Raw genomic sequence first — 21,835 nt, 5'->3', positions numbered from 1 at the left:
GAAGGATTTGATCCCATGTCAGAAACGGTGCTGCGGGCCGTATCGTCGGCCCGCCCGGTCGCCCTGGCCGAGACGGGGCAGGCGGCCGTACGGCTCAGCCATGTCTCCAAGTGGTTCGACACCGCGGGACGGCGCCAGACGGTCCTGGACGACATCAGTCTGACCGTCGGCCACGGGGAGTTCGTCTGTGTGCTCGGCGCCTCGGGCTGCGGCAAGTCCACCCTGCTCAACCTGGTGGCAGGACTTGACCGGCCGTCCGCGGGCGCCATCGAGGTCACCGGCGGCCGTCGGCCGGCCCTGATGTTCCAGGACCACGCCCTGTTCCCCTGGCTCACCGCGGGCCGCAACGTCGAACTCGCCCTGCGCCTGCGCGGAGTGCCCCGGCGCGAGCGCCCCGACGAGGCCCGCCGGCTCCTCGACCTGGTCCGGCTGAAGGACGCCTACGGCAAGCGGGTGCACGAGTTGTCCGGCGGTATGCGCCAGCGCGTCGCCCTGGCCCGCGCCCTCGCGCAGGAGGGCGACGTACTGCTGATGGACGAGCCGTTCGCCGCGCTCGACGCCATCACCCGGGACGTGCTCCACGAGGAACTCACCCGCATCTGGTCGGAGAACAAGCTCTCCGTCGTGTTCGTCACCCACAACGTCCGCGAAGCGGTCCGGCTCGGCAAGCGGATCGTGCTGCTGTCCTCCCGCCCCGGCCGGGTCGCCCGCGAGTGGACCGACTCCGAGCTCCCGGAGTCGGCGCTGACGGCCCGGATCACCGACGCACTGCGGGAGGAGATCCGCCGCCATGGGCGCCAGTGATACGACCGCCCCCCGAAAGCTCCAGGAGACCGCGGCCGTCGAGGCCGGTCTCGACGCGCTGGACAGCGCACCGGCCGGCCCCGCCCGCACCCCCGTGCGGCAGATCCTGCGCGAGCGGGTGCTGCCGCCGGTGGCCGCCGCCGTTCTCGTCCTGCTCGCCTGGCAGCTCGCGTACGAGGCCGAGATCAAACCGGACTACCTGCTGCCGTCACCGGCCGACGTGTGGCGGGCGCTGTCGGACCAGTGGTACGAGGGCACGCTGTTCTCCACGGTGTGGACGAGCATGCAGCGCGGCGCCCTCGGGTTCGCCGCGGCCGTCGTCATCGGAACGGCGCTGGGGCTGCTGCTCGGCGCGGTGCGCTCGCTGCGGGTCGGCATCGGGCCGGTGCTGTCGGGGCTCCAGTCTCTGCCGTCGGTGGCCTGGGTACCGGCGGCGGTCGTGTGGTTCGGGCTCACCGACGCCACCATCTACGCGGTGGTCCTGCTGGGCGCCGTACCGTCCATCGCGAACGGGCTGCTGGCGGGCGTCGACCAGGTGCCGCCGCTGTATCTGCGGGCCGGACGGGTGCTGGGGGCGACCGGGCCCGCCCGGGTCCGGCACGTCCTGCTGCCCGCCGCGCTGCCCGGCTACCTGGCCGGCCTCAAACAGGGCTGGGCGTTCTCCTGGCGGTCCCTGATGGCGGCCGAACTCATCGCCAGCTCCCCGGAGTTGGGCCTCGGCCTGGGACAGCTGCTGGAGAACGCGCGCACCTACCAGGACATGGCGCTGGTCCTCGCCACCATCGGGGAGATCCTGGTCGTCGGTATCGCCGTCGACCTGATGCTGTTCGCGCCGCTGGAGCGGCGGGTGCTGCGGTCCCGGGGACTGGCGGGGGCGCGTTCGTGACGAGAGGGGCGCCGGTCCGCGTGCCGTCTGCTGTACTGACCCGGTGAGCCTGCCCTCGGGTCCGGGGCCCTCGTGGCTGCTGCGGCTGGCGCCGTCCGCGGTGCCGCCGGAACCGGCGTGCCCGCCGGAGACGCTGGCCGTGGCCGAACGCCCGCTGGGCCCGGGCCCGGTCGGCTGGGCCGTCGAGGTGGCCCGGGACATGGCGGCGCACATCGTGCGACAGGTGCCCGAGCACGGCGCCCCCGGCGCCTACCCGCCGTTCCAGCGGGCGGTGGAGGCCACCGTTCTGACGGCCCTGCGGGGCCTTGCCACCGAACCGGAGCCGTCCGCCGCGCTGGTCGCACCGGAGGCGCTGGCCGGCAACGCCGAACTGGCCCGCCGCAACCTCCCGTTGGACCGGGTGCTGCGCGGCGTCCGGCTCGGCCACGCCTATCTGCACGCACGGCTGATGGAGGCCCTCGACAAGGAACCGGAGGACATCCGCGCCCAGGAAGCCCACCGGGTCAGCGAGTTGCTCTTCGTCTACGCCGACGTCCAGGCCAGCCGGCTGGCCGAGGAGTACGTCGCCGAACGGGACCGGTGGCGGCGCAGCACCGAGGCCGCCCGCCGCCGCACGGTGGACGACCTGCTGGCCGGACGGCTGATCGGCGGGGCGGTCGCCGCGCGCACCCTCGGCTACGAACTGGCCCGGCACCACGCGGCGTTCATCGTCACCTCCCGTTCCCAGGACACCTCCGCCGACGAACTGCGGCAACTGGCCGCCGAGTTGTGCCGTGCGGCCGGCGGGGAGAGCCTGCTGGCCGTGGCGGCGGGCGCCACCGAGCTGTGGGCGTGGGCCTGCTGGCCGGCCGAGCCGCCCCGCGGCGCACTGGCCGGGCTGCCCGGACTGGTCCCCGAGCGCAGACCGCTGCGGGTGGCGCTGGGACCGGTGGGATACGGCGCGGAGGGCTTCCGGCGCAGCCACCGCGGCGCCCGGGAGGCCGAGCGGGTGGCCCGCCTCGGCCGTACGGGCTGGCTGTGCGACTACGCCGACGTCAGCACGGCGGCGCTGCTCACGGCCGACGCGGAGCATGCGCGGTGGTTCACGGCTCGGGTGCTGGGAGCGCTGGGGGCCGATGATCCGCGGGTGCGGGAGCTGCGGGAGACGCTGCGGGTGTATCTCGCCGAGGGGCGCAGTCCACAGGGCGCGGCCGAACGGCTGTTCGTGGCGCGCAACACGGTGACGTACCGGGTGCGGCGGGCCATGGAGCTTCTCGGCCGGCCGTTGGAGCAGGACGCGCTGGAGCTGCGGATGGCGCTGGAGATCGCCCGGTTGCTCGGGCCGGGGTAGGTATGGGTCCGGCATCCCAAACAACGGCCGGAGTTTGGGCTGTCGGCCCAAAGCCCGGAAGGCGCGGTCGACGTTCACTGCAACGGAAGACCAACAGCACCTGACCGCGCGCCCCCACCGCGCACCCGCAGCCGTACCCCTTCTCCACTCCGGGATCAGCCATGCCCTCTTCTCCCGCAGCTCCGGCCTCCCCCACCCGCCGCACCCTGCTGCGCACCACGGCAGCCACTGCCGTCACCCTCCCCCTGCTCCCCACCCCCGCGCAGGCCGCGCCCCTGTCCAGTAGCGGCACCGAGCTGATCCTGCTCGGCACCAGCGGCGGCCCCGTCCCCATGCACGGCCGCGCCGGAATCGCGTCCGCGCTGGTCGTCGACGGCCAGGTCTACCTCGTGGACTGCGGCCCCGGCACGTTCGGCCGGTACGCGCAGGCCTGGCTGACGGCCGGCCAGCTCGCGGCGATCTTCATCACCCACCTCCACTCCGACCATCTGTCGGACCTGTACGCCCTGTTGTGGCTGCGATTCGGCGGCTTCCAGCCGCTGGACAACCCCGTGCACGTCTACGGCCCGGGTTCCGCCGGAAACCTCCCCGCGATCTGGCCGAAGGGCCGATCGGTCCGGACCGTCAGCCCGTCGGAACCCGCACCCGGCACGGAGGACCTGATCGCCGGGCACATCGCCGCCACCGCGTACGACATCAACGTACGGATGCGCAGCGAAGGCTGGCCCGACATCCGCACCATGATCCGCCCGCACGACGTGCGCTTCCCGATGCCCAAGGGAGCCGGCCCGCGCAAGCTGATGGCGCCGCCGATGGAGCCGTTCGAGGTGATGCGGGACGACCGGGTCCGGGTGACCGCGGTGCTCGTCGAACACCCGCCGGTCTTCCCCTCCTTCGCCTTCCGCTTCGACACCGCCGACGGCTCGGTCGTGTTCAGCGGCGACACCGCGCCGTGCGCGAACGTGGCCCGGCTGGCCAAGGGCGCGGACATCCTGGTGCACGAGGTGATGGACCTGGACACGCTGGCCCTCGGCGGGCTGAAGCCGGCGCAGCTGCGGCACATGGAGATCAGCCACACGGACGCCACCCGGGTGGGCCCGCTCGCCGAACGCGCCGGCGTGGGCACGCTGGTGCTGAGCCATCTGGTCCCCGGCGCCACGAACGTCGTCCCCGACTCGACCTGGCACACCAAGGCGAGCAAGGGCTACTCGGGCCGCGTGATCGTGGGCAACGACCTGGCCCGGCTGCCGGTGGGGGCGCGGCGCGGGTAGAGATCGAGGGCCGTGCGTACCTCGTGCTGAAACTCGGTGGTTTGCGGTACGTCGGGGGTGGGGGCGGCGGATACTGGCGCCCTGCACGGAGCCGCTCGGGGGGTACGAGGTGTTCAAGGGGCGTCTGGCCGGCATCGGCGTCGGGGAGTACACGTCGGATGCGCACAAGCAGCTGGATCATGCGGTGGGAGACGTGGAGGCGCTATCCGCGCTGCTGGGGGGCGCCTTCGACGGAGAACCACTGCGGAACCCCACGGAGGGGGAGGCGCGCGGCTATCTGAGGGGGCTGCGGGGCACGCTGGCGGCCGACAGCGCGCTGGTCGTGGTGTGGAGCGGGCACGGCAGCCTTCCGGCGGCCGGTGGTCTGCGGCTGCTCACCACGGACAGCGGCACATACGCGGACGACGGTCTCGGCCTGACCGACGTCGTGCTGCCCTGCGCCCAGTCCGGCGCCAACCAGCTCCTCTTCGTCTTCGACACCTGCTTCTCCGGCGACGGGATCTCGGCGGACGACCTGGCCACGCTGATCATGCGGGAGACCCGGGCGGCCGGACAGGTCTGGGTGGGCGTGATCACCTCCTGTCTGCCGCCGGAGAAGGCCCGCGACGGGCTGTTCGGGCAGCGGCTGCGCAAGGTCCTCGCCGTGGGTCCGGATCTGCCCGAGCTGCGGATGCGCTGGTCGGTGCACAACGAGTACGTGCGCGGCGACGACGTCTGCGACGCGGTGGTCAAGGAGTGGAACAGCGGCGCGCAGACCCCGGACTTCCGGTCCCGGGGCAGCGCGTGGTGGATGTTCCGGAACCCGCTGTACGACGCCGGGGCGCCCGAGCAGGTGGTCGAGCATCTGCTGCGGGCGGCGCGGAGCGGGGCGCGACTGGACGAGCAGTCCTGGTTCACCGGGCGTACGGCGGAAGTGGACCAGGTCGTGGAGTGGGTGCAGGCAGGCAGCCCCGGTCTGCAGGTGGTGACGGGGTCGGCGGGGACCGGGAAGTCGGCGATTCTGGGGCGGGTGGTCAGCCTGTCCAACCCGGAGGAGCGGCGGCGGCTGCTGCATGAGGACGGCCGTCCCTGGAGCCATGAGCTGCCCGCGGAACGGTCGGTGTCGGCGCATGTGCACGCACGCGGCCTGACGGCGGACCTCGCGGCCGAACAACTCGCCGGCCAGCTCGTCCGGACCGGCCTGCTGACCGCCCGGGAGGCGCGGCGGAACGCCAGTGAGCTGGTGGGCGAGGTGCAACGGGCCGTCGAGGACGGGGCCGAGCCGCCGGTCCTGGTGCTCGACGGGCTGGACGAGGCGCGCGGCGAGGCCTTCAAGCTCGCGGACGATCTGCTGACGCGGCTGGCCGCGCATGCGGTGGTGGTCGTGTCCACCCGGGACATGCAGCGCGGGGAGGGCCCCTCACTCGTGGCGACGCTGGCGCCCGAGGGGGCGGGGATCGACCTCGACGATCCCGAGGTGCGGCAGCGGGGACGGGACGATCTCCGGAAGTACGTACGCCTGCGGCTGAGCGACGTCGACCCGCGGATGGACGCGGAGGCAGTGGCGGGACATCTGTTCGGGGAGGACGCGGCCGAGGTTCAGCACACGTTCCTGCTGGCCCGGTTGGTGGCGGACCAGCTCTCCGCGGCTCCGGTCGACACGTCCGAGGCGGGCTGGGAGGAGAAGGTCAGCCACTCGGTGGAGGAGGCGCTGGACACGGACCTGGCGGCGGTGCCCGCGGACTCCGTCGACCTGGCCAAGTCCGTTCTGCGGGCGCTGACCTGGGCCTACGGCGCGGGATTCCCGGAGGACGAGTGGCTCGCCGTCGCCAACGTCGAGGCCCCGGAGGGGGCCGAGGTCACCCGGGAGGACCTCAGCCGGGTGCTGGAGCAGCTGGGCCGGCATGTCGTGCAGGACGGTGAGGAGGGCGTCGCCGTCTATCGGATGGCGCATCAGAGTCTTGCGGATCATCTGCGGCCGGTGTTCACGGGCTCGGCCGAACAGCCCTTCAATCCACGAGGGTTGGCGGTGGCCGAGGCGCTGCTCGGGGTGTACCGGGATCACCTCGCCGCGGGGATTCCGGCCGAGAGCCCGGCCTATCTGTGGCTGTACGCGTGGCGCCACGCCGCGGATGCCGGGCCGGAGGGGCTGGCGCTGCTGCGCCCGCTGGCGGAGACGAGCCCCCCTCTGCTGCCCGATGTCGGCATGACCGCCTCGTTCATCGGCGTGCGGTTCCAGCACTGGGGGCTGGAGGTCGAGGCAATGCCTCTCATCGAGGAATCGGCCGATCTCCACCGCACGCTCGCCGAGAACGACACCGCCTACCTCCCCTCCCTCGCCAGCGCCCTCACCCACCTCAGCAACGGCTACGGCAGCCTGGGCCGCCACCACAAGGCCCTGCCCCCTGCCGAGGAAGCCCTCGATCTCTACAGCGACCTGGCCGAGAGCAACCCGGCCCACTACCCCGAGCTCGCCATGGCCCTCACCAACCTCGGCATCCGCTACAGCGAACTCGGCCGCCACGACGACGCGCTGCTCCCCACCGAGCAGGCCGTCGACCTCTACCGGCTGCTGGCCGAACACGAACCGGCCCACCTCCCCGACCTCGCCAGCGCCCTCAACAGCCTCGGCATCCGCTACCGCAACCTCGGCCGGATGGACGAGGCGCTGAGCCCCGCCGAGGAAGCCGTGGACCTCTACCGCACCCTGGCCGAACGCGATCCGGACCATTTCGCCGACCTCGCCATGGCCCTGAACAACCTCGGCATCCGCTACGGCAACCTCGGCCGGCACCGGGAGGCGCTGGCCCCCGCCGAGGAATCCGTGCGGCTGCGGCGGGTAATGGCCCTGACCAACCCCGCCCATCTCCCCAGCCTCGCCAGCGCGCTCAGCAACCTCGGCACCCATTACGGCAGCCTCGGCAACCACACCGACGCACTGGGCTGCACCGAGGAGGCCTACCAGCTCTACCGCGGTCTGTCCGACACGAACGCCGCCCATCTCCCCAACCTGGCCGGGTCGCTCAACAGTCTCGGCACTCACTACAGCAGCCTGGGCCGGCACCGGGAGGCGCTGGCCGCCGCCGAGGAATCCGTTCGGCTGCGGCGGCTGCTGGCCGAGACGAACCCCGGCTACCTGCCCAGCCTCGCCGGATCCCTCACCAACCTCGGCAATCACTACCAGACCCTCGGCCTGCGCACCGAGGCACTGGACACCGCCAAGGAAGCCGTGGACCGATGGCGCACGCTGGCCGGGACCAACCGCGCCTACCTGCCCAGCCTCGCCGGATCCCTCACCAATCTCGGCAACCGCTACAGCGGCCTCGGCCGGCACAGCGAAGCGCTGGACTGCGCCAGGGAAGCCGTGGAGCGATGGCGTGTGCTGGCCGTGGACAACTTGGGCCACCTGCCCAATCTCGCCGGGTCCCTCAACAGTCTCGGCCTCCGGTTCAGCGAGCTCGGCTACCGCGCCGAAGCGCTGGACTCCGCCGAGGAAGCCGTCGGCCTCTACCGCACCCTGGCCGAGACCAACCCCGCCCACCTCCCCGAACTCGCCAGCGCCCTCACCAACCTCGGCATCTGGTACGGCGAGTTCGACCGGCACGAGGACGCGCTGCCCCCCACCGAGGAAGCCGTCCGCAGCTACCGCACCCTGGCCGAGACCAACCCCGCCCACCTCCCCAATCTCGCCAGCGCCCTCACCAACCTCGGCAACCACTACAGCAACCTCGGCCGGCACCGCGAAGCGCAGGACCTGACCGTGGAGGCCATCGGCCTCTATCGCACGGTGCTCGAAGCCAACCCCGCCCACCTCACCGATCTCGCCAGCGCCCTCGCCAACCTCGGCATCCATCTCGGCAGCCTCGGCGACCACACCGCCGCCCTGGAACCCGCCGAGGAGTCCGTCGCCCTCTATCGCACCCTGGCCGCCGCGAACCCCAACCATCTGCCCGACCTCGCCGTGGCATTCACCGCCCTCGCCAACCTCTACGGCCTGCTGGGGAGATCAGCTGAGCCGCTGTGGGCGGACATTCTCGGCGAGGCCACCCCCGTCAGCGCCGCTCACCTCCTGTTGCAGCGCTCCGCCCTCGCGCCCGCCGGCGACCCGAGCGCGGCGGCCTGGCTCGCCGAGGTCGAACGGTCCGAGACCGCCGCCGAGTCCAAACGGTCCAGGGCCGCCGTCGAGGACACCGGGCTCCTCTGGCTTCTGCACGCGGAGGGCCGACGGCACCGGGCCGCCGACCCCGAGGCCTTCGACCGGGAATGGCGCCGGCTCACCGCCGAGCCCCCACCGGCCTGGCTCACCCTCGACCACGATCTGCTGGAGCAGGTCCGGGCCTGGGTCGACACCGAGTCCTACAGCGCCGAACGGAACCATCTCGCGGCGCACCCGGAAATCCTCGCCCCTGAGGCCGACGTCTGTGTGGACGAGATCCTGTCCGGTCTCACCGACGATGCCGCCGAGCGCTACCGTGCCCTGCGCCAGTCGGCCCGGAGCGAGGGCGTCGAGGCCGCGTACCGCCCGATCCTGAGCTCCGTCCTCGCCTACGAGTTCGCCACCGCCTCGTACGCCGACCGGCGAACGCTCCTCGCGCAGCGCCGTGCCGACCTCCTGGACGACTATGTCTTCGGCACGCTGTCGAGCGAGGCCGCCGACGCCGAGGACCGCCGTCTGTTCAGTCAGGCCTACTGCCTGCTCAGGCTGGCTCAACAGGGCGCCGAGGCCGCCGCTTTCGACGCGCTGGACGACCCGTCGCTCTTCCCCGCCCTGCTCCACGACGCGGCGCGGCAGCCCGACCCCGTCGCCCTGCACGCCGCCGCGCTCGTCGCCCTCACCGCCGCCACCGACGACTCCTCCATGGCCGAGGCCGAGTTCCATCTGGCCATCGCCATCGCTGCCGCCGACGACGGAGAACAAGCCGCCGAAGCGCTGGCCGCCGCCTGCGACCGCACCCCCGACGCCATCCCCACCTGGATCGACGCCCTCGTGGACATCACCCCCCACCACCCCGCCGCCCGCACCCTCGTCCCCCGCCTCACCGCCCGCCTCCGGAGGACCACCCCCGATGACCACTGACCTCGTCGTAGTCCTCCCCGGCATCACCGGCAGCACCCTCCGCACTCCCAAAGGCCTCGTCTGGTCGCCGACCCCGGGCGCCGTCCTGGAGGCGATCAGGACCTTCGGCCGTTCCGTGAACGACCTCCGCCTCCCCGAAGGAATCGGCGACGACCACCCGGGCGACGGCGTGGAACCCGTGGCCCTGATGACCGACCTCCACCTCGTCCCCGGCCTCTGGACCCCGGTCAAGGGCTACGACGTCCTCCTCGACCGCCTCCACTCCCTCGGCTGGACCGAGGCCGCCGGCAACCTCCTCCCCGTCCCCTACGACTGGCGCCTGTCCAACCGGTACAACGCCCGCCGCCTCATCACCGTCGTCGAGCCGGCCCTGGAACGCTGGCGCGCGAAGCATCCCCGGAACGCCGACGCCCGGCTCGTCTTCGTCTGCCACTCCATGGGCGGGCTCATCGCCCGCTGGTACATCGAGAAGTGCGGCGGCGCCGGCCACACCCGCAAGCTCATCACCCTCGGCACCCCCTACCGCGGCGCCGCCAAGGCGCTGGCCCAGCTCGTCAACGGCACGCACCAGCGCCTGGGCCCCCTCTCCTTCGACCTGACGGCGTTCGCCCGCACGCTGCCCTCCCTGTACCAGCTCCTCCCCGAGTACGCCTGCATCGAGGACCCGACGACGGGAGAGCTCTCGAAGACGACGGAAGTCCGCGGCGGAATCCCGGAGTTGGATCACAAGCAGGTCCTCGACGCCATGCGCTTCCACACCGACCTGCGCACAGCGGAGTCCGCCCGCCCCGCCTCGCTCACCGCCACCCACGCCCTGGTCGGCATCCAGCAGAACACCCCGACCACCGCCCGCATCAAGAACGGCGGTATCGAACTCCAGGGCACCTACATCGGGGAACTGCACTACGGCGACGGCACCGTGCCCCTCCCCGGCGCCTGCCGCTCCGACGTCCCCATGGACAGCAACACCCTGCGCCGCATCCCCGACCAGCACGGAAACCTCCAGCGCAACACGGCCGCCCTCGACGAGCTCGAAGGCATCCTCACCGCAGCCGACGTCGTGGTCCGGGCGCCCGGGGAGACACAGTTGCGGCTCGACGTGCCCGAAGTCATCACGGCCGGCGAGGAGTTGTCCGTACGGATCGCCTCGGCGGGCGGCGCCGGGATCGCCGTACGCCTGACCGTCACCGACGAGAACGGCGGCCTCGAAGACGCCCGTGTGGTCCTCGCCGGGCCCGAGCCGACGCAGGCGCTCTTCGACGGTCTCGCGCCCGGCGCCCACACCGTCGACGCCACCGGCACCCGGCCCGGTTCACCCGTCGCGGCCGTCAGCGGCGACACACTCGTATGGGAATGACCCGAGGACCGGCTCACCCCCGCACCTCGCCCAGCACCCCCCTCAACCGCTGTGCCCGCAGCACCAGTTCCAGCTCGAAGCGGCGGTCGGGGTTGTCGATCTCGTCGCCCCACAGTTCACGGATCTGGCGCAGGCGGTAGCGGACCGTCTGGGGGTGGACGCCCAGTCTGGCCGCCACCTCCGGCGCCCCGCCCCGCGTCTCCAGCCAGGCCAGCAGCGTCTCCGCGAGGCGGCGGCCGTGGGTCGGGCCGCAGTGGGTGAGGGGGGCCAGGCAGCGCAGGGCCAGGTCGTCGATGAGTTCCTCGGGCTGCAACAGCACCAGCGCCTCGGTGTGTTCCGTGCAGTACAGGACCTCGCCGGCCGGCAGCAGGCCGCGTTCCATCAGCCGTACCGCCGCCTCCGCCCAGCGCAGCGACTTCGCCGCGTCGGCGAGCGGGACCGGGGGGCCGATCGCGCCCGACCAGCCGGTCAGCGCGCGGTGGAGCAGCTCCGAGCGGCCCGCCGCGTCCGGTTCGGGGACGACCATCCTCGGCTGTTCGTACTCCATGTCGAGCAGTACGCCCTGCCCGACCGCCGGCGCGACCGCCTCCCGGGCCGGGCGCAGCACCACGCCGACGGCGACCTTCGACGGCAGCGGCCAGCCGATGCGGGCGGCGCGTTCGGAGAGGGCGTCGGCCGGGTCGCCGCGGTGGTGTTCGGCCAGCAGGAGCTCCATCAGCCGGCGCTGGAGGCGCAGGCGTTCGCCGGCCTGCCGCGCCGCCGCCTCCGCGTAGCCGCGCACCGACTGGTCGACGAGGCCGTCGAGGTACTCGTAGCCCGCGTCGACGAGTTCGTACATCGCCGGGGGCGGGATCTCCACGCGCTGGCCGATGTCGGCGAAGCGGCGCCAGGCCAGGCGTACGCCCATGCGGTAGATCGCCTGCAGCGAGTCGAGGCTGCGGCCGTTGATGCCCTCGCCCCGGCCGAACTCCTGGAACACGCCCGGCGGGACCGTCGGGCGGCCCTCCGCCGTCTCCAGGTGCTGGACGAAGACCTCGATGGCGCGGCGGATGCCGACCAGGGCCATGGGCTCGCCGGACTCGTCGAGGACCACGGGCAGATGGGGGTACTCGCGGCGGATCTCGCGCAGGATCTCCTCGGCGAGCGCGGGCGCCTCGGCCATGGCGATCGCCGCGAAGCGGCGGACCTGGAGGCGGGGGACGTCGTGCCAGGCCGAGCGGGCCGTGACGGCGTCGGTGCGGGCGGCGGGCGGCACGGGTCAACTCCCCTGGCCTGCTTGTTCGTACGTGATCAGCGGGGTGTTGGGCTGGTCGGGCGTCGCTTCGAGCAGGGCGACCACGCCGAGCGCGGCACCGACCGCCAGGGCGGCGGCGAGCGCTACGGTCAGCGCGGCGGCGAGCAGTCTGGACATCGCAGGGTCAGCCTCTCTGTACGGCCGCTTCTCGGTCGTCCCCACCCGGGCTTCCCGTCCCTGCCTGTCGGCCCCCAGTGTCGGCAGGACATTGACACTCCGTCAAGGGGCGCCTACGGTTCCCGGCCCATAGAGCGGCCCGAACTCCGCCATCTCACCCTCTCCTGGAGTGCCCGGATGCGCCGAACCGCCTCACCTCTCTCGCTGATACTGCTGGGCCTCGGCACGTTTCTGCTGGTCCTGGCCCCCCTGCTCGCCTGGTACGTCGAGCCACGGGCCGCCGTGAACCCGATCGACATCGACACCACCGCCGTGTACGAAGGCACCGGCAGCGTCTTCGACACCGAGCGGATCGAGACCGTGCCGGACCGGAAGATCACCGTCACTCAGCGTGTGCGGGGCAATGTGGCGGAGAGCGAGCGCAGCGGCAACGCCGTGTGGGACGTCACGACGACCGTGGACACCGACAAGTCGCTGCCGGCCGCGGATCCGCACGACGCGCTGGACTTCGTGCCGCACCGCTGGGTGATGGACCGCAAGACCACCGAGCCGGTGCACTGCTGCGAGGAGAAGCCGTACATCCAGGGTGAGGCGTATCTGAAGTTCCCCTTCGACGTGGAGAAGCGCTCCTACCGGTGGTGGGACAACACCCTGGGCGGGACGGTCACGATGCGTTACCGGGGTACCGAGAAGGTTCAGGGGTACACCGGATACCGGTTCACGGCGTCGGTGCCGGCGACGAAGACCGGGACGCGGCTGGTGCCGGGGAGCATCGTCGACCTGGACGTGCCGCAGGTGCTGGCCGAGGAGTGGTACGCCAACCACGGTGTCGAGCTGATCGTCGACCAGACCACCGGCCGCGTGCTCTACGCGCAGACAGGCCCGCGCCGCACGCTGCGCGCGCCCGGCAGCGAGAAGGACGCGGCGGTGCTGCTCGACGCGCGGAAGATCTCGTTCACCACCGAGACGCAGAAGGAGGCGGTGCGGCAGGCGGAGCAGGACACCGACCAACTGCGCATGGTGGGAAAGACTTTGCCCATTGGTGCGGCTGTGGCGGGCTTTGTCCTCGCCGCGGTGGGGGGTGTTTTGGTGGTACGCGGGAGGCGCCGTCCCGATTCTTCCGAGTTGCCCCAGCCTCCGCTCACGATATGACGTGACGTCAGCTCTAATAAAGCCGGAAATTGTCATCTCGGTGAGTAGCCGTGGCGAACGGCTGGGCGAAAACTGTCCACCCCACCCGAGCACAACCCGTCCACAGTCCGTTCGCAGCAAGCACCTGGTTCCCCCACAGAAGCACCCATTCCGCCCCGGCCGTAACCAGTCGGCTCTTTTCCCCCACGCTGAGTTCCGCACCCCGAGACGAGTTGGAGCACCCATGCCCCAGCACGTGCCGTCCTCGCTGCACGCACCGTTCCCCACGGTGCCGCAGCACCCTCCGGCGCTCCCCCCACAACCGCGCCGAATCGTTTTCCTTGCCCACCGTGACCTCGGCAACCAGGCCGCCGGGGGCTCCGAACTGCTCGTCGACCGGCTCGCCGACGGACTGACCCACCTCGGCCACCAGGTCACCCTGCTGTGCGGCGGACCCGCTGCCTACCGCGACTACCGGGTCGTCTCCGCCGGCGGCGCCTACGGCCACTACCTGCGCGCCCGTTCCGCCTTCGCCCGTCAGGTCGGCGAGGCCGATCTGCTGGTCGAGGTCTGCAACGGGGTGCCGTATCTGGCGCCCCTGTGGCACCGCGGTCCCACGCTGTGCCTGGTCAACCACGTCCACACCGACCTGTGGCGGATGCGGTTCTCGGGGCCGCTGGCCCCCGCTGCCCGGATCGGACGAAGACTTGAGCACTGGGCGCTGACGGGGGCGCAGCAGCAGAGTCTGCTGGTGGCCGTGTCGCCGTCGACCGCGCATGCCCTCCGGGCGATCGGCGTGGAGCGGGAGCGGATACGGGTCGTCCACAACGGGGTTGAGGAGCCGGGGCCGCGCGCGGACCGCTCCTCCGAGCCGCTGTTCGTCGCCGTGGGACGGCTGGTCGAGTACAAGCGGATCGATCTGCTGCTGCGGTTGTGGGAGCGGGTGCGGCCGGTGACGGGCGGGCGATTGGTGATCGTCGGTGACGGTCCCGAGCGGGGGCGTCTTGAGCAACTCGCCGGGCCTGGAGTCGAGTTCACGGGGCATGTGACCGAGGCCGAGAAGCACCGGCTGCTCTGCGCGGCCTGGTTGCTGCTGCATCCCTCCGCGGTGGAGGGGTGGGGGCTGGTGGTGACGGAGGCTGCGGCTCGGGAGACTCCGGCGATCGCCTTCGACGTGCCTGGGCTTCGGGACTCCGTGGTTGACGGTGAGACCGGGGTGCTGGCCTCTGGGGAGTCCTCCTTCGCTGCTGCCTGGTGCACCTTGGCGCTGTCCGGGCATCGACGGGAGTTGATGGGGAAGGCGGCGCGGGATCATGCGGCCGGGTATCGCTGGGACCGGACGGTGAGGCAGTTCCGGGCTGTTGCGGCGGAGGCCGTGCGAGGTTGGCGGCCGTGACGCCTAATCGCCGGGTGAGTGAGGCCGTCTCGCGGCTGCGGGTGCGTCGTGGCTTGTCGCGCGCACGCGGCGGTAGCCGCATATCGGATACAGCCCCGCGCCCCTATTCACGCGACCCCTCGTTTGGCAGATCCCTCACTCTGTTTCGCGCCTTCATGCGCGAGCAGGACGATCCCGAAGCCTGCTACTCCCTCCTCGCCCGCGATGCCGTCTCCCAGGTCGAGGCCTACGACGGCCCCCTCGCCGGCCGTACCGTCGTCGACGTAGGCGGCGGCAGCGGGTACTTCACCGAGGAGTTCCGGCGGCGCGGTGCGGACGCGTATCTCTTCGAACCCGATCTGCACGAGCTCGGCCGGAAGCCGCCCGACGGGAGTGTGATCGCCGACGGCTATCTGCTGCCGTTGTACGACGGGGTCGCCGACGTCACGTTCTCCTCCAACGTGCTGGAGCACGTGGCCGACCCGCAGACCTTCCTCAGCGAGCTGGTGCGGGTGACCCGGCCCGGCGGGCTGATCTATGTGTCGTTCACCAACTGGCTGTCGCCGTGGGGCGGTCACGAGTGGGCCCCGTGGCACTACCTGGGTGCCGACCGGGCCCGCGCCCGCTATCGGCGCCGTACCGGCAGGCCCGCCAAGCACACCCTCGGCGAGAACCTGTTCGCCGTGCACATCGGGCCCACCCTGCGGCAGGTCCGCGCCCGCGACGACGTCACGGTCGTCTCGGCGCGCTCCCGCTACTGGCCGTTCCTCGCCGAGGCCGTCGTCAAGGCGCCCGGCATCCGCGAGGTCGCCACCTGGAATCTCCTCCTCATCCTCCGGCGGTGTCCCCCATGACGACCACGGTCCAGGCCCCTCCTCCGGCAGCCGTCCCCACCACCGCGGCCACCTCGGGCCCTCCTGAGGGGCCGCGGTCGCGGCGCTGGCTGCTGGGTTTCTGGGCCGTGGTGTCCGTGCTGTTCCTCGCGGTGCATCCGGGGCGGCAGACCTTCGACACCAAACTGGGTGTCACCGTGGACCCGGGGCGGTTCTTCACCGACCTGGGCCAGCTGTGGCAGGACCAGGGCAGCTTCGGCGGGATATCCGACCAGTACGCGGGCTATCTGTTCCCGATGCTGCCGTTCTACTGGCTGGCCGACGCCGTGCAGCTGCCGGTCTGGCTGGCGGAGCGGCTGTGGATGTCGCTCATCGTGTCCGTCGCCTTCTGGGGTGCGCTGCGGCTGGCCGAGCGGCTGCGGGTGGGCAGCGGGGCCTCCCGGCTGCTCGCCGCCGTGGCGTACGCGCTGTGGCCGGTGTTCACGGTCGTCGTCGGCTCGACGTCCGCCGCCGCGCTGCCCGGCGCGTTCCTGCCGTGGGTGCTGCTGCCGCTGGTCGACGAACGGTACAGCGCCCGGGTCGCCGCTCTGCGGTCGGCGCTGATCATCCCGTTCATGGGCGGTGTGAACGCGGCCTCGACGCTGGCCTCGCTGCTTCCGGTCGGGCTGTATCTGCTGTCCCGGCCGCCGGGGCCGCGGCAGCGCAAGCTGATCGCCTGGTGGGTGCCGGGGCTGATCCTGGCGACGGCCTGGTGGTGGCTGCCGTTGCTGCTGCTCGGCTTCTACGGCGAGAACTTCCTTCCCTATGTGGAGAGTTCGCAGACCACGACGGAGACCATGGCGGCGACGGAGGCGCTGCGCGGGAGCGGGAACTGGGTGGCCTATCTGCACTTCGGGGACGCCTGGCTGCCGGCCGGCTGGGCGGTCGCCTCCTCGGTCGTGGTGATCGTCTGCTCGGCGCTGGCGGCCGGGCTCGGGCTCGCGGGCCTGGCCAGACGGGACATGCCGGAGCGGCGCTGGCTGGTGCTGACCGTGCTGACCACGGCGCTGATCCTGCTCGCCGGGTACGGCGGCGCGTTCGGCGCGCCCTTCCACGGGGTCGTGCAGGACTGGCTGGACGGCGGGCTCGTCCCCTTCCGGAACATCTACAAGTTCCAGACCGGCCTCGCCCTCGCGCTCGTCCTCGGCCTCGCCCACCTGGTGGGTGTGGCGGCCGAGGCCCGCGGGGCGCGCCGGGTGCGCGGCCGGCGCTTCGCCACGCTGATCGCGGCCGTGCTGATCCTGCCGGGGCTGATGTGGCCGTATCTCAACGGGTCGATCCTGAACCCGGGTTCGTTCCGGGAGATCCCCGACTACTGGGAGGCCACGGCGGGCTGGATGGAGGAGTTCTCCCCGGACGCGCGTGCCCTCGTCGTCCCGGCGACCGCGCACGGCATCTACACCTGGGGCTCCACGATCGACCAGCCGCTCGATGTCGTCGCCGAGTCCCGCTGGGCGCAGCGCGACTACGTGCCCTTCGGCACCGCGGGCAACCGGCGCGCGATGGACGCCGTGCAGCAGGCGCTGACCAGCGGCGCCGAAGTGCCGGGTCTTGCCGACTACTTGAGCCGGGCGGGCGTGTACTACGTCGTCGTCCGCAACGACCTCGACCCCGACCAGATCGGCAATGTGCCGACAACGGTCGTCAAGCGCACCCTGGAACAGTCCGGGTATGTGCGGGTGAAGGGCTACGGCCCGGTCATGACCGGCGGGACGATCGCCCCCGACACCCCGCTCCAGGTGGAGGGCCTGTATCCGCGGCAGCGGGCGGTGGAGATCTACCAGCCGCCGCAGGGGGTGCCGCGGCCGGGGCAGGCCGGGCTGAGCGCGGTCGCCGACACCGCCGTGGTCTCCGGCGGCCCCGAGTCGCTGCTGCCGGTCGCGGGCTCGCTGCGCGGCCGGGCGAGCGTGCTGACCGGTGACAACCATCCGGGGCTCGGCTCGCCGCCGGTGCAGATCGTCGGCGACGGGCTGCGGCGCGCGGACACCCGGTTCGGGCTGGTCAACGCGAACACCTCGTACACGTACACGCGCGACGAGCGCAATGCCTCCGACGCCACTCAGGACGCCGGTGAGAAGCCGCACCAGATCCTGCCGACGAAGGGCCGCGACCATCAGACGGTGGCGGAGCTGCGCGGCGCCCGCTCGGTCACGGCCTCCAGTTACGGCAGCTGGCTGTTCCATCTGCCGCAGTACGACCCGGTGAACGCCTTCGACGGCAACCCGGACACCGCCTGGACGGAGGGCTCGGAGAGCTCGCCGGCCGGGGAGTGGCTGCGGATCGGGTTCTCCGACGAGTACGACATGCCGGGCTCCTTCAAGGTGGCTCCGCTGCCGCAGGAAGGCGTGCGGTCCGCGCCGACGCGGGTGCGGGTGGAGACCGAGCGCGGCAGCGAGACGACGTACCTCCAGCCCGACGGCACCGTGCAGAGCGTCAGGGCGCCGGCCGGGCCGACGGACTGGATGAAGCTGACGATCCTGGAGTCGGTGGTGCGCCGCGCGGGGCTGACCGGCGCGGGCTTCTCCGAGATCGACCTGCCGGACGTCCAGGTGACCCGCATGCTGCGGCTGCCCACCGACGCCGAGGACTCCCAGGCCGCCGCCGAGATCGTCTCCCTGTCCCGCCCGGCCGACCCCACCGGACTGTCCGCGACGGGCACCGAGGCGGGGCTGCACCGGCGCTTCTCGACGGCCGGCTCGGGGACGTACGAGGTGCGGGCCGGCGCGGTGCCGGTGCCCGGAGAGGCGCTCGACCGGCTGCTGTACGAGGTGGCGCCCGGGCAGCGGAACCAGATCGTCGCGACCGCCGACTCCACGGCCCGGCTCGGCGCGGGCCTGACCCCGCGCAACCTCACCGACGGTGACCTGACCACCGCGTGGATCGCGGGCGACCGGCCCACGATCCATCTGAGCTGGGAGGGCAAGGTCCCGGTCGGCGAAGTGGTGCTGCCGCCCGCCGGGGGCCTGGCCACCCGGCCCACCGAGGTGCACATCTCCTCCCCCGACGGCGCGGCGATCGCCGGCGTCGACGAGAACGGCAACGTCCGCTTCCCGCCGATCACCACCGACCGCCTCGACATCACCATCACCGACACCGCCCCGCTGACCCTGTACAACCCGTTCGTCGACGAGGACATGCAGCTCCCGGTGGGCCTGACCGAGGCCTACGTCCCCGCCCTCGGCGACCGCTACCGCACCCCGCAGCCGAAGGGCACCCGGACGTTCTCCCTGCCGTGCGGCAAGGGTCCGGTGCTGGCGGTGGACGGCGAGCTGTACGAGACGAGCGTCAGGGGAACCGTGCGGGACCTGGTGGAGCGCCGGCCCGTCGAGGTGACGCCCTGCCAGGAGGGGCGTACGGACGGCGAGTTGGAGCTGTCCTCCGGCTCGCACCGGGTCGAGGCCGGGGACGCCGGTCCGCTGACCGTGTCCGAGGTGACGCTGACCCGCGGCACGCTCACCGAACCCTCCGCCACTCAGCGCGAGTTGGGCATACGGGACTGGCTCGGCGACCGCCGCGAGGTGACCGTCGGCTCGGGCGCCGCCTCCTACCTGACCACGTACGAGAACTTCAACGACGGCTGGAAGGCCACGCTGGACGGCAAGGAGCTGACCCCGGTCCGGCTGGACGGCTGGCAGCAGGGCTGGCGCATCCCGGCCGGAGAGGGTGGCACGGTCGAGCTGTCCTACGAGCCCGCGGTGACCTACGAGGCCGGGCTGATCGGCAGCGGGGTGGCGCTGGCCGCCCTGGCGGGCCTGGCGCTGTGGCGTCGCCGCGCCCCCAACCCCGACGAGCAGCAGCCGCTCCCGCCGGCGCCCGGCCTGTGGCTCGGCACGGTGGCTCTGACGCTGGTCGCCGCGGTGATCGCCGGCTGGTTCGCCCTGCTGGTCCCGGCGCTGGCACTGCTGTCCCGGCGGCGCCACGAACTGCTCGTACCGATCGCGGTCGTCGCGCTCGCGGCGGCGGGCGTCGTGACGGCGATCGGGGCCGGGGAGCCGGTGGCGGAGGAGACGGGGGCGTTCGGCCCCACGGCCCAACTGCTGGCGCTGATCGGGTTGTTCGCGGCGCTGGTGAGTGTCGGGGAACGGGACGAGGAGAACGGCGAGGACGGCGAGGACGGCGCACCTGACGGACCTGCCCCCTTGCGAAAGGAGGAGCCGGCATGACCGCGCTGGACCGACCCGCCCGCGACTCCGCGCCGGTGCGGATCCCGTTCCCGGTCGTGGACGAGGTCGCCCGGCACTGCCTCCAGGAGGAGGAACCGGAGACGGTCCACATCGAGGTGCACCTGCCGGGCCGCCTGGACCCCGCCCGCCTGCGCACGGCCTTCGTCGAGGCGCTGCGCCGGCATCCGCGGATCCTGATGCGGGAGGCGCCGGGGCGGTGGTACCGGCGGCGCTACGAATGGGAGCTGACGGCGGAGCCCGACGTGGAGGTGGTGAGCTTTCCGGCGCCGGGGCGGGACGCGTTGCGGGCCGCGCGGACGCGTGCGCTGACGGCCGTACCGCCGCTGTCGGCGTCGCCGCCGATCCGGCTGGAGGTGGTGGAGGGGGCAGGGCCGGTTCAGGGGAGCGAGGCGACGGACGCGGTGGGCGCGACGGCCACCGCTGCGGGTAGTGGTGCCGCTGGGGCGGCACCCGTCCCACAGAGAGCGGCACCCCGCAAGCGCGGGCAAGCAAAACCCCCCGACAGCAACCCCAACCACACGGTCCTGTTCCTCACCATCAACCACACCGCCCTGGACGGCCCCGCCTGCCTCCGCGTCCTCGCCACGGCGGCGGAGCTGTACGGCGGCCGGGACAACTCCCCCGCAGCCGCACCCACTCGTACTCCTGAAGCCCCACCGCCCGTGGAAAACACCCCCTCCAACTGGAACCGCCCCGCCCGCGTCGCCCCCGGCACCCCCGAGCCCTCCCCCGGCAACGGCATGCTCGTCTGCGAACTGCCCCTCCCGCACCGCCCCAAGGGCTCCCCGTACACCGTGAACGACCAGCTCATGGCCGCCACGGCGCTGACCCTCGCGCACTGGAACCGGGAGCACGGCGCCCCACCCCGTCCTCTGCGCATCACGATGCCCGTGGACGACCGCCCCCGCGACACCACGATGCCCATCGGCAACGGCACCCGGCTCGTCGAAGTCCCCTTCTCGCCCGAGGAGCTGGACCCGTCCGACCTGCCCGCCCTCCTGCGCCGCACGGCAACCCGCACCCGCGCCCTGAAGTCCCTCCCCCGCCCCCAGCTCGGCCACGGCGCCGCCCTGCTCACCGCGCCGCTCACCCCCGTCGCCTGGCGGGCCGCGCTCACCCGGGGGCTGCGCCGGGCCGCCGCGCCCTGGACCTCGACGACCCTGCTCAGCAACATCGGCCGTATCCCGTACCCGCTGGACTTCGGCGAGGAGGCCGGCCGGGCGTACGCGGTGTGGTTCTCGGCGCCGGCCCGGATGCCGCGCGGCCTCACCGTCACCACCGCCTCCACCGCCGGCCGGCTGCACCTCGCCCTGCGCTGGTCGCGGGCGCTGCTCAGCCACGGCGACGGCGCGCATCTGCGGGACCTGTTCGAGCACTACCTGCACACGACGGAGGTCACCGAATGACCACCACCGCACCCCGGAGGGAGCTGCGGGACTTCTACGAGGACCCGGCCGTCCCCGTTTCCTCCGGCACCTCGCGCAGTCTCCGTCAGGCCCGCATGCTGGCCTCCGCCCTGGGGAGGACCACAACCCCGAGGACCGTCCTCGACATCGGCTGCGGCGACGGCACCGCGGCCGCCACCGCCGCCCCTCTCCTCCCCGGTCATCGCATCGTCGGCGTCGACTGGTCCCAGGACGCGCTCAGACGGGCCCGCACCCGGCTGCCGTACTCGGTGCGCGGTGAACTGACCGACGGCGGGCTGCCGTTCCGGGACGGCTCCGCCGACGCCGTGCTGTTCAGCGAGGTGATCGAGCACCTCGTGGACCCGGACGCGGCGCTGGACGAGATCCGCCGCGTCCTCAAACCGGGCGGCCACCTCATGCTCTCCACCCCGAACCTGGCCGCCTGGTACAACCGCGCCCTGCTGCTGGCCGGGGTCCAGCCCGTCTTCTCCGAGGTCAGCCTGCGTGCCGTCCACGGCCGCCCGGGAAGGGAGGTCGTGGGCCATCTGCGGCTCTACACCGCCCGTGCGCTGCGGGAGTTCGTCGCCGCGTCCGGCTTCGACGTCGTTCGGCTGGCGGGGGCGCCCTTCCACGGCGTACCGCGCCCACTCGTGCCGCTCGACCGGCTGGCCTGTGTCAGACCCCCGCTCGCCTCGATCCTGCTGCTGCACGCGCGGAAGACCTAGAAGGAAGGGGGGCGACCATGTGGTGGG

The 21,835-nt window shown here is 72.5% G+C and carries 14 protein-coding genes; 12 read left to right on the top strand and 2 right to left on the bottom strand.

The window, feature by feature from the left end; all coding sequences use genetic code 11:
- Positions 1–15: 15 nt before the first annotated feature.
- From AB0Q90_RS05585 to AB0Q90_RS05560, 6 genes are all read left to right on the top strand, one after another.
- A complete protein-coding gene (locus tag AB0Q90_RS05585; protein ID WP_363159696.1) occupies positions 16–804 on the top strand; it encodes an ABC transporter ATP-binding protein in 789 nt (262 codons plus the stop codon).
- Positions 791–1,690 carry an ABC transporter permease gene (locus tag AB0Q90_RS05580; RefSeq protein ID WP_363159697.1) on the top strand — a complete coding sequence of 300 codons (900 nt, stop codon included), beginning with the start codon at positions 791–793 and terminating at the stop codon, positions 1,688–1,690. Before AB0Q90_RS05585 ends, AB0Q90_RS05580 begins: the two co-directional genes overlap by 14 nt.
- 43 nt (positions 1,691–1,733) lie before the next feature.
- Positions 1,734–3,020 (top strand): helix-turn-helix domain-containing protein, encoded by a 1,287-nt coding sequence (locus AB0Q90_RS05575; RefSeq protein ID WP_363159698.1) that lies wholly within the window; start codon positions 1,734–1,736, stop codon positions 3,018–3,020.
- Positions 3,021–3,181: 161 nt separating this feature from the next.
- Positions 3,182–4,291: an MBL fold metallo-hydrolase gene (locus AB0Q90_RS05570; protein ID WP_363159699.1), complete on the top strand. Its 1,110-nt coding sequence runs from the start codon at positions 3,182–3,184 to the stop codon at positions 4,289–4,291.
- 109 nt (positions 4,292–4,400) lie between these two features.
- Positions 4,401–9,347 (top strand): tetratricopeptide repeat protein, encoded by a 4,947-nt coding sequence (locus AB0Q90_RS05565; RefSeq protein ID WP_363159700.1) that lies wholly within the window; start codon positions 4,401–4,403, stop codon positions 9,345–9,347.
- Entirely contained in the window at positions 9,337–10,704 is a 1,368-nt protein-coding gene (locus AB0Q90_RS05560) for a hypothetical protein (protein ID WP_363159702.1), read from the top strand. Before AB0Q90_RS05565 ends, AB0Q90_RS05560 begins: the two co-directional genes overlap by 11 nt.
- Before the next feature lie 13 nt (positions 10,705–10,717).
- Here AB0Q90_RS05560 and AB0Q90_RS05555 read toward each other — a convergent pair whose 3' ends face one another.
- Together AB0Q90_RS05555 and AB0Q90_RS05550 are read right to left on the bottom strand one after the other, a co-directional pair.
- Positions 10,718–11,959, bottom strand: coding sequence for a helix-turn-helix domain-containing protein (locus AB0Q90_RS05555; protein ID WP_363159703.1), 1,242 nt, complete (start codon positions 11,957–11,959; stop codon positions 10,718–10,720).
- 3 nt (positions 11,960–11,962) lie between these two features.
- Positions 11,963–12,115, bottom strand: a complete 153-nt coding sequence (locus AB0Q90_RS05550) for a hypothetical protein (protein ID WP_010042314.1) — start codon at positions 12,113–12,115, stop codon at positions 11,963–11,965.
- A gap of 177 nt (positions 12,116–12,292) precedes the next feature.
- Here AB0Q90_RS05550 and AB0Q90_RS05545 point away from each other — a divergent pair, with 177 nt between their 5' ends.
- The 6 genes from AB0Q90_RS05545 (at position 12,293) to AB0Q90_RS05520 (ending at position 21,808) form a co-directional block, all read left to right on the top strand.
- Positions 12,293–13,267, top strand: coding sequence for a DUF3068 domain-containing protein (locus AB0Q90_RS05545; protein ID WP_363159705.1), 975 nt, complete (start codon positions 12,293–12,295; stop codon positions 13,265–13,267).
- A gap of 223 nt (positions 13,268–13,490) precedes the next feature.
- Complete coding sequence (locus tag AB0Q90_RS05540; protein ID WP_363159706.1) at positions 13,491–14,642, top strand: glycosyltransferase family 4 protein; 1,152 nt, start codon at positions 13,491–13,493, stop codon at positions 14,640–14,642.
- A 155-nt stretch (positions 14,643–14,797) separates the two neighbouring features.
- Positions 14,798–15,475 (top strand): class I SAM-dependent methyltransferase, encoded by a 678-nt coding sequence (locus tag AB0Q90_RS05535; RefSeq protein WP_363159707.1) that lies wholly within the window; start codon positions 14,798–14,800, stop codon positions 15,473–15,475.
- Positions 15,472–19,656, top strand: coding sequence for an alpha-(1->3)-arabinofuranosyltransferase family protein (locus AB0Q90_RS05530; RefSeq protein WP_363159708.1), 4,185 nt, complete (start codon positions 15,472–15,474; stop codon positions 19,654–19,656). The genes AB0Q90_RS05535 and AB0Q90_RS05530 overlap by 4 nt, the downstream gene beginning before the upstream one ends.
- Complete coding sequence (locus AB0Q90_RS05525) at positions 19,653–21,083, top strand: condensation protein (RefSeq protein WP_363159709.1); 1,431 nt, start codon at positions 19,653–19,655, stop codon at positions 21,081–21,083. Before AB0Q90_RS05530 ends, AB0Q90_RS05525 begins: the two co-directional genes overlap by 4 nt.
- The gene (locus AB0Q90_RS05520; RefSeq protein ID WP_363159710.1) at positions 21,080–21,808 is read left to right on the top strand and encodes a class I SAM-dependent methyltransferase; all 729 of its coding nucleotides are present in this window, start codon (positions 21,080–21,082) and stop codon (positions 21,806–21,808) included. The genes AB0Q90_RS05525 and AB0Q90_RS05520 overlap by 4 nt, the downstream gene beginning before the upstream one ends.
- The last annotated feature ends 27 nt before the right edge of the window (positions 21,809–21,835 follow it).

Source organism: Streptomyces sp. NPDC079141 (assembly GCF_040686775.1).
Taxonomy (GTDB): domain Bacteria; phylum Actinomycetota; class Actinomycetes; order Streptomycetales; family Streptomycetaceae; genus Streptomyces.
The sequence above is the reverse complement of the archived record's forward strand: the minus strand, read 5'-3'. Positions and strand labels throughout refer to the sequence as shown.

What these genes read in the sequence shown, in the direction of transcription:
- AB0Q90_RS05585 (WP_363159696.1), top strand. Translation starts at nt 16, where the DNA reads ATGTCAGAAACGGTGCTGCGGGCCGTATCGTCGGCCCGCCCGGTCGCC.
- AB0Q90_RS05580 (WP_363159697.1), top strand. Translation starts at nt 791, where the DNA reads ATGGGCGCCAGTGATACGACCGCCCCCCGAAAGCTCCAGGAGACCGCG.
- AB0Q90_RS05570 (WP_363159699.1), top strand. Translation starts at nt 3,182, where the DNA reads ATGCCCTCTTCTCCCGCAGCTCCGGCCTCCCCCACCCGCCGCACCCTG.
- AB0Q90_RS05560 (WP_363159702.1), top strand. Translation starts at nt 9,337, where the DNA reads ATGACCACTGACCTCGTCGTAGTCCTCCCCGGCATCACCGGCAGCACC.
- AB0Q90_RS05550 (WP_010042314.1), bottom strand. Translation starts at nt 12,115, where the DNA reads ATGTCCAGACTGCTCGCCGCCGCGCTGACCGTAGCGCTCGCCGCCGCC.
- AB0Q90_RS05545 (WP_363159705.1), top strand. Translation starts at nt 12,293, where the DNA reads ATGCGCCGAACCGCCTCACCTCTCTCGCTGATACTGCTGGGCCTCGGC.
- AB0Q90_RS05540 (WP_363159706.1), top strand. Translation starts at nt 13,491, where the DNA reads ATGCCCCAGCACGTGCCGTCCTCGCTGCACGCACCGTTCCCCACGGTG.
- AB0Q90_RS05535 (WP_363159707.1), top strand. Translation starts at nt 14,798, where the DNA reads ATGCGCGAGCAGGACGATCCCGAAGCCTGCTACTCCCTCCTCGCCCGC.
- AB0Q90_RS05530 (WP_363159708.1), top strand. Translation starts at nt 15,472, where the DNA reads ATGACGACCACGGTCCAGGCCCCTCCTCCGGCAGCCGTCCCCACCACC.
- AB0Q90_RS05525 (WP_363159709.1), top strand. Translation starts at nt 19,653, where the DNA reads ATGACCGCGCTGGACCGACCCGCCCGCGACTCCGCGCCGGTGCGGATC.
- AB0Q90_RS05520 (WP_363159710.1), top strand. Translation starts at nt 21,080, where the DNA reads ATGACCACCACCGCACCCCGGAGGGAGCTGCGGGACTTCTACGAGGAC.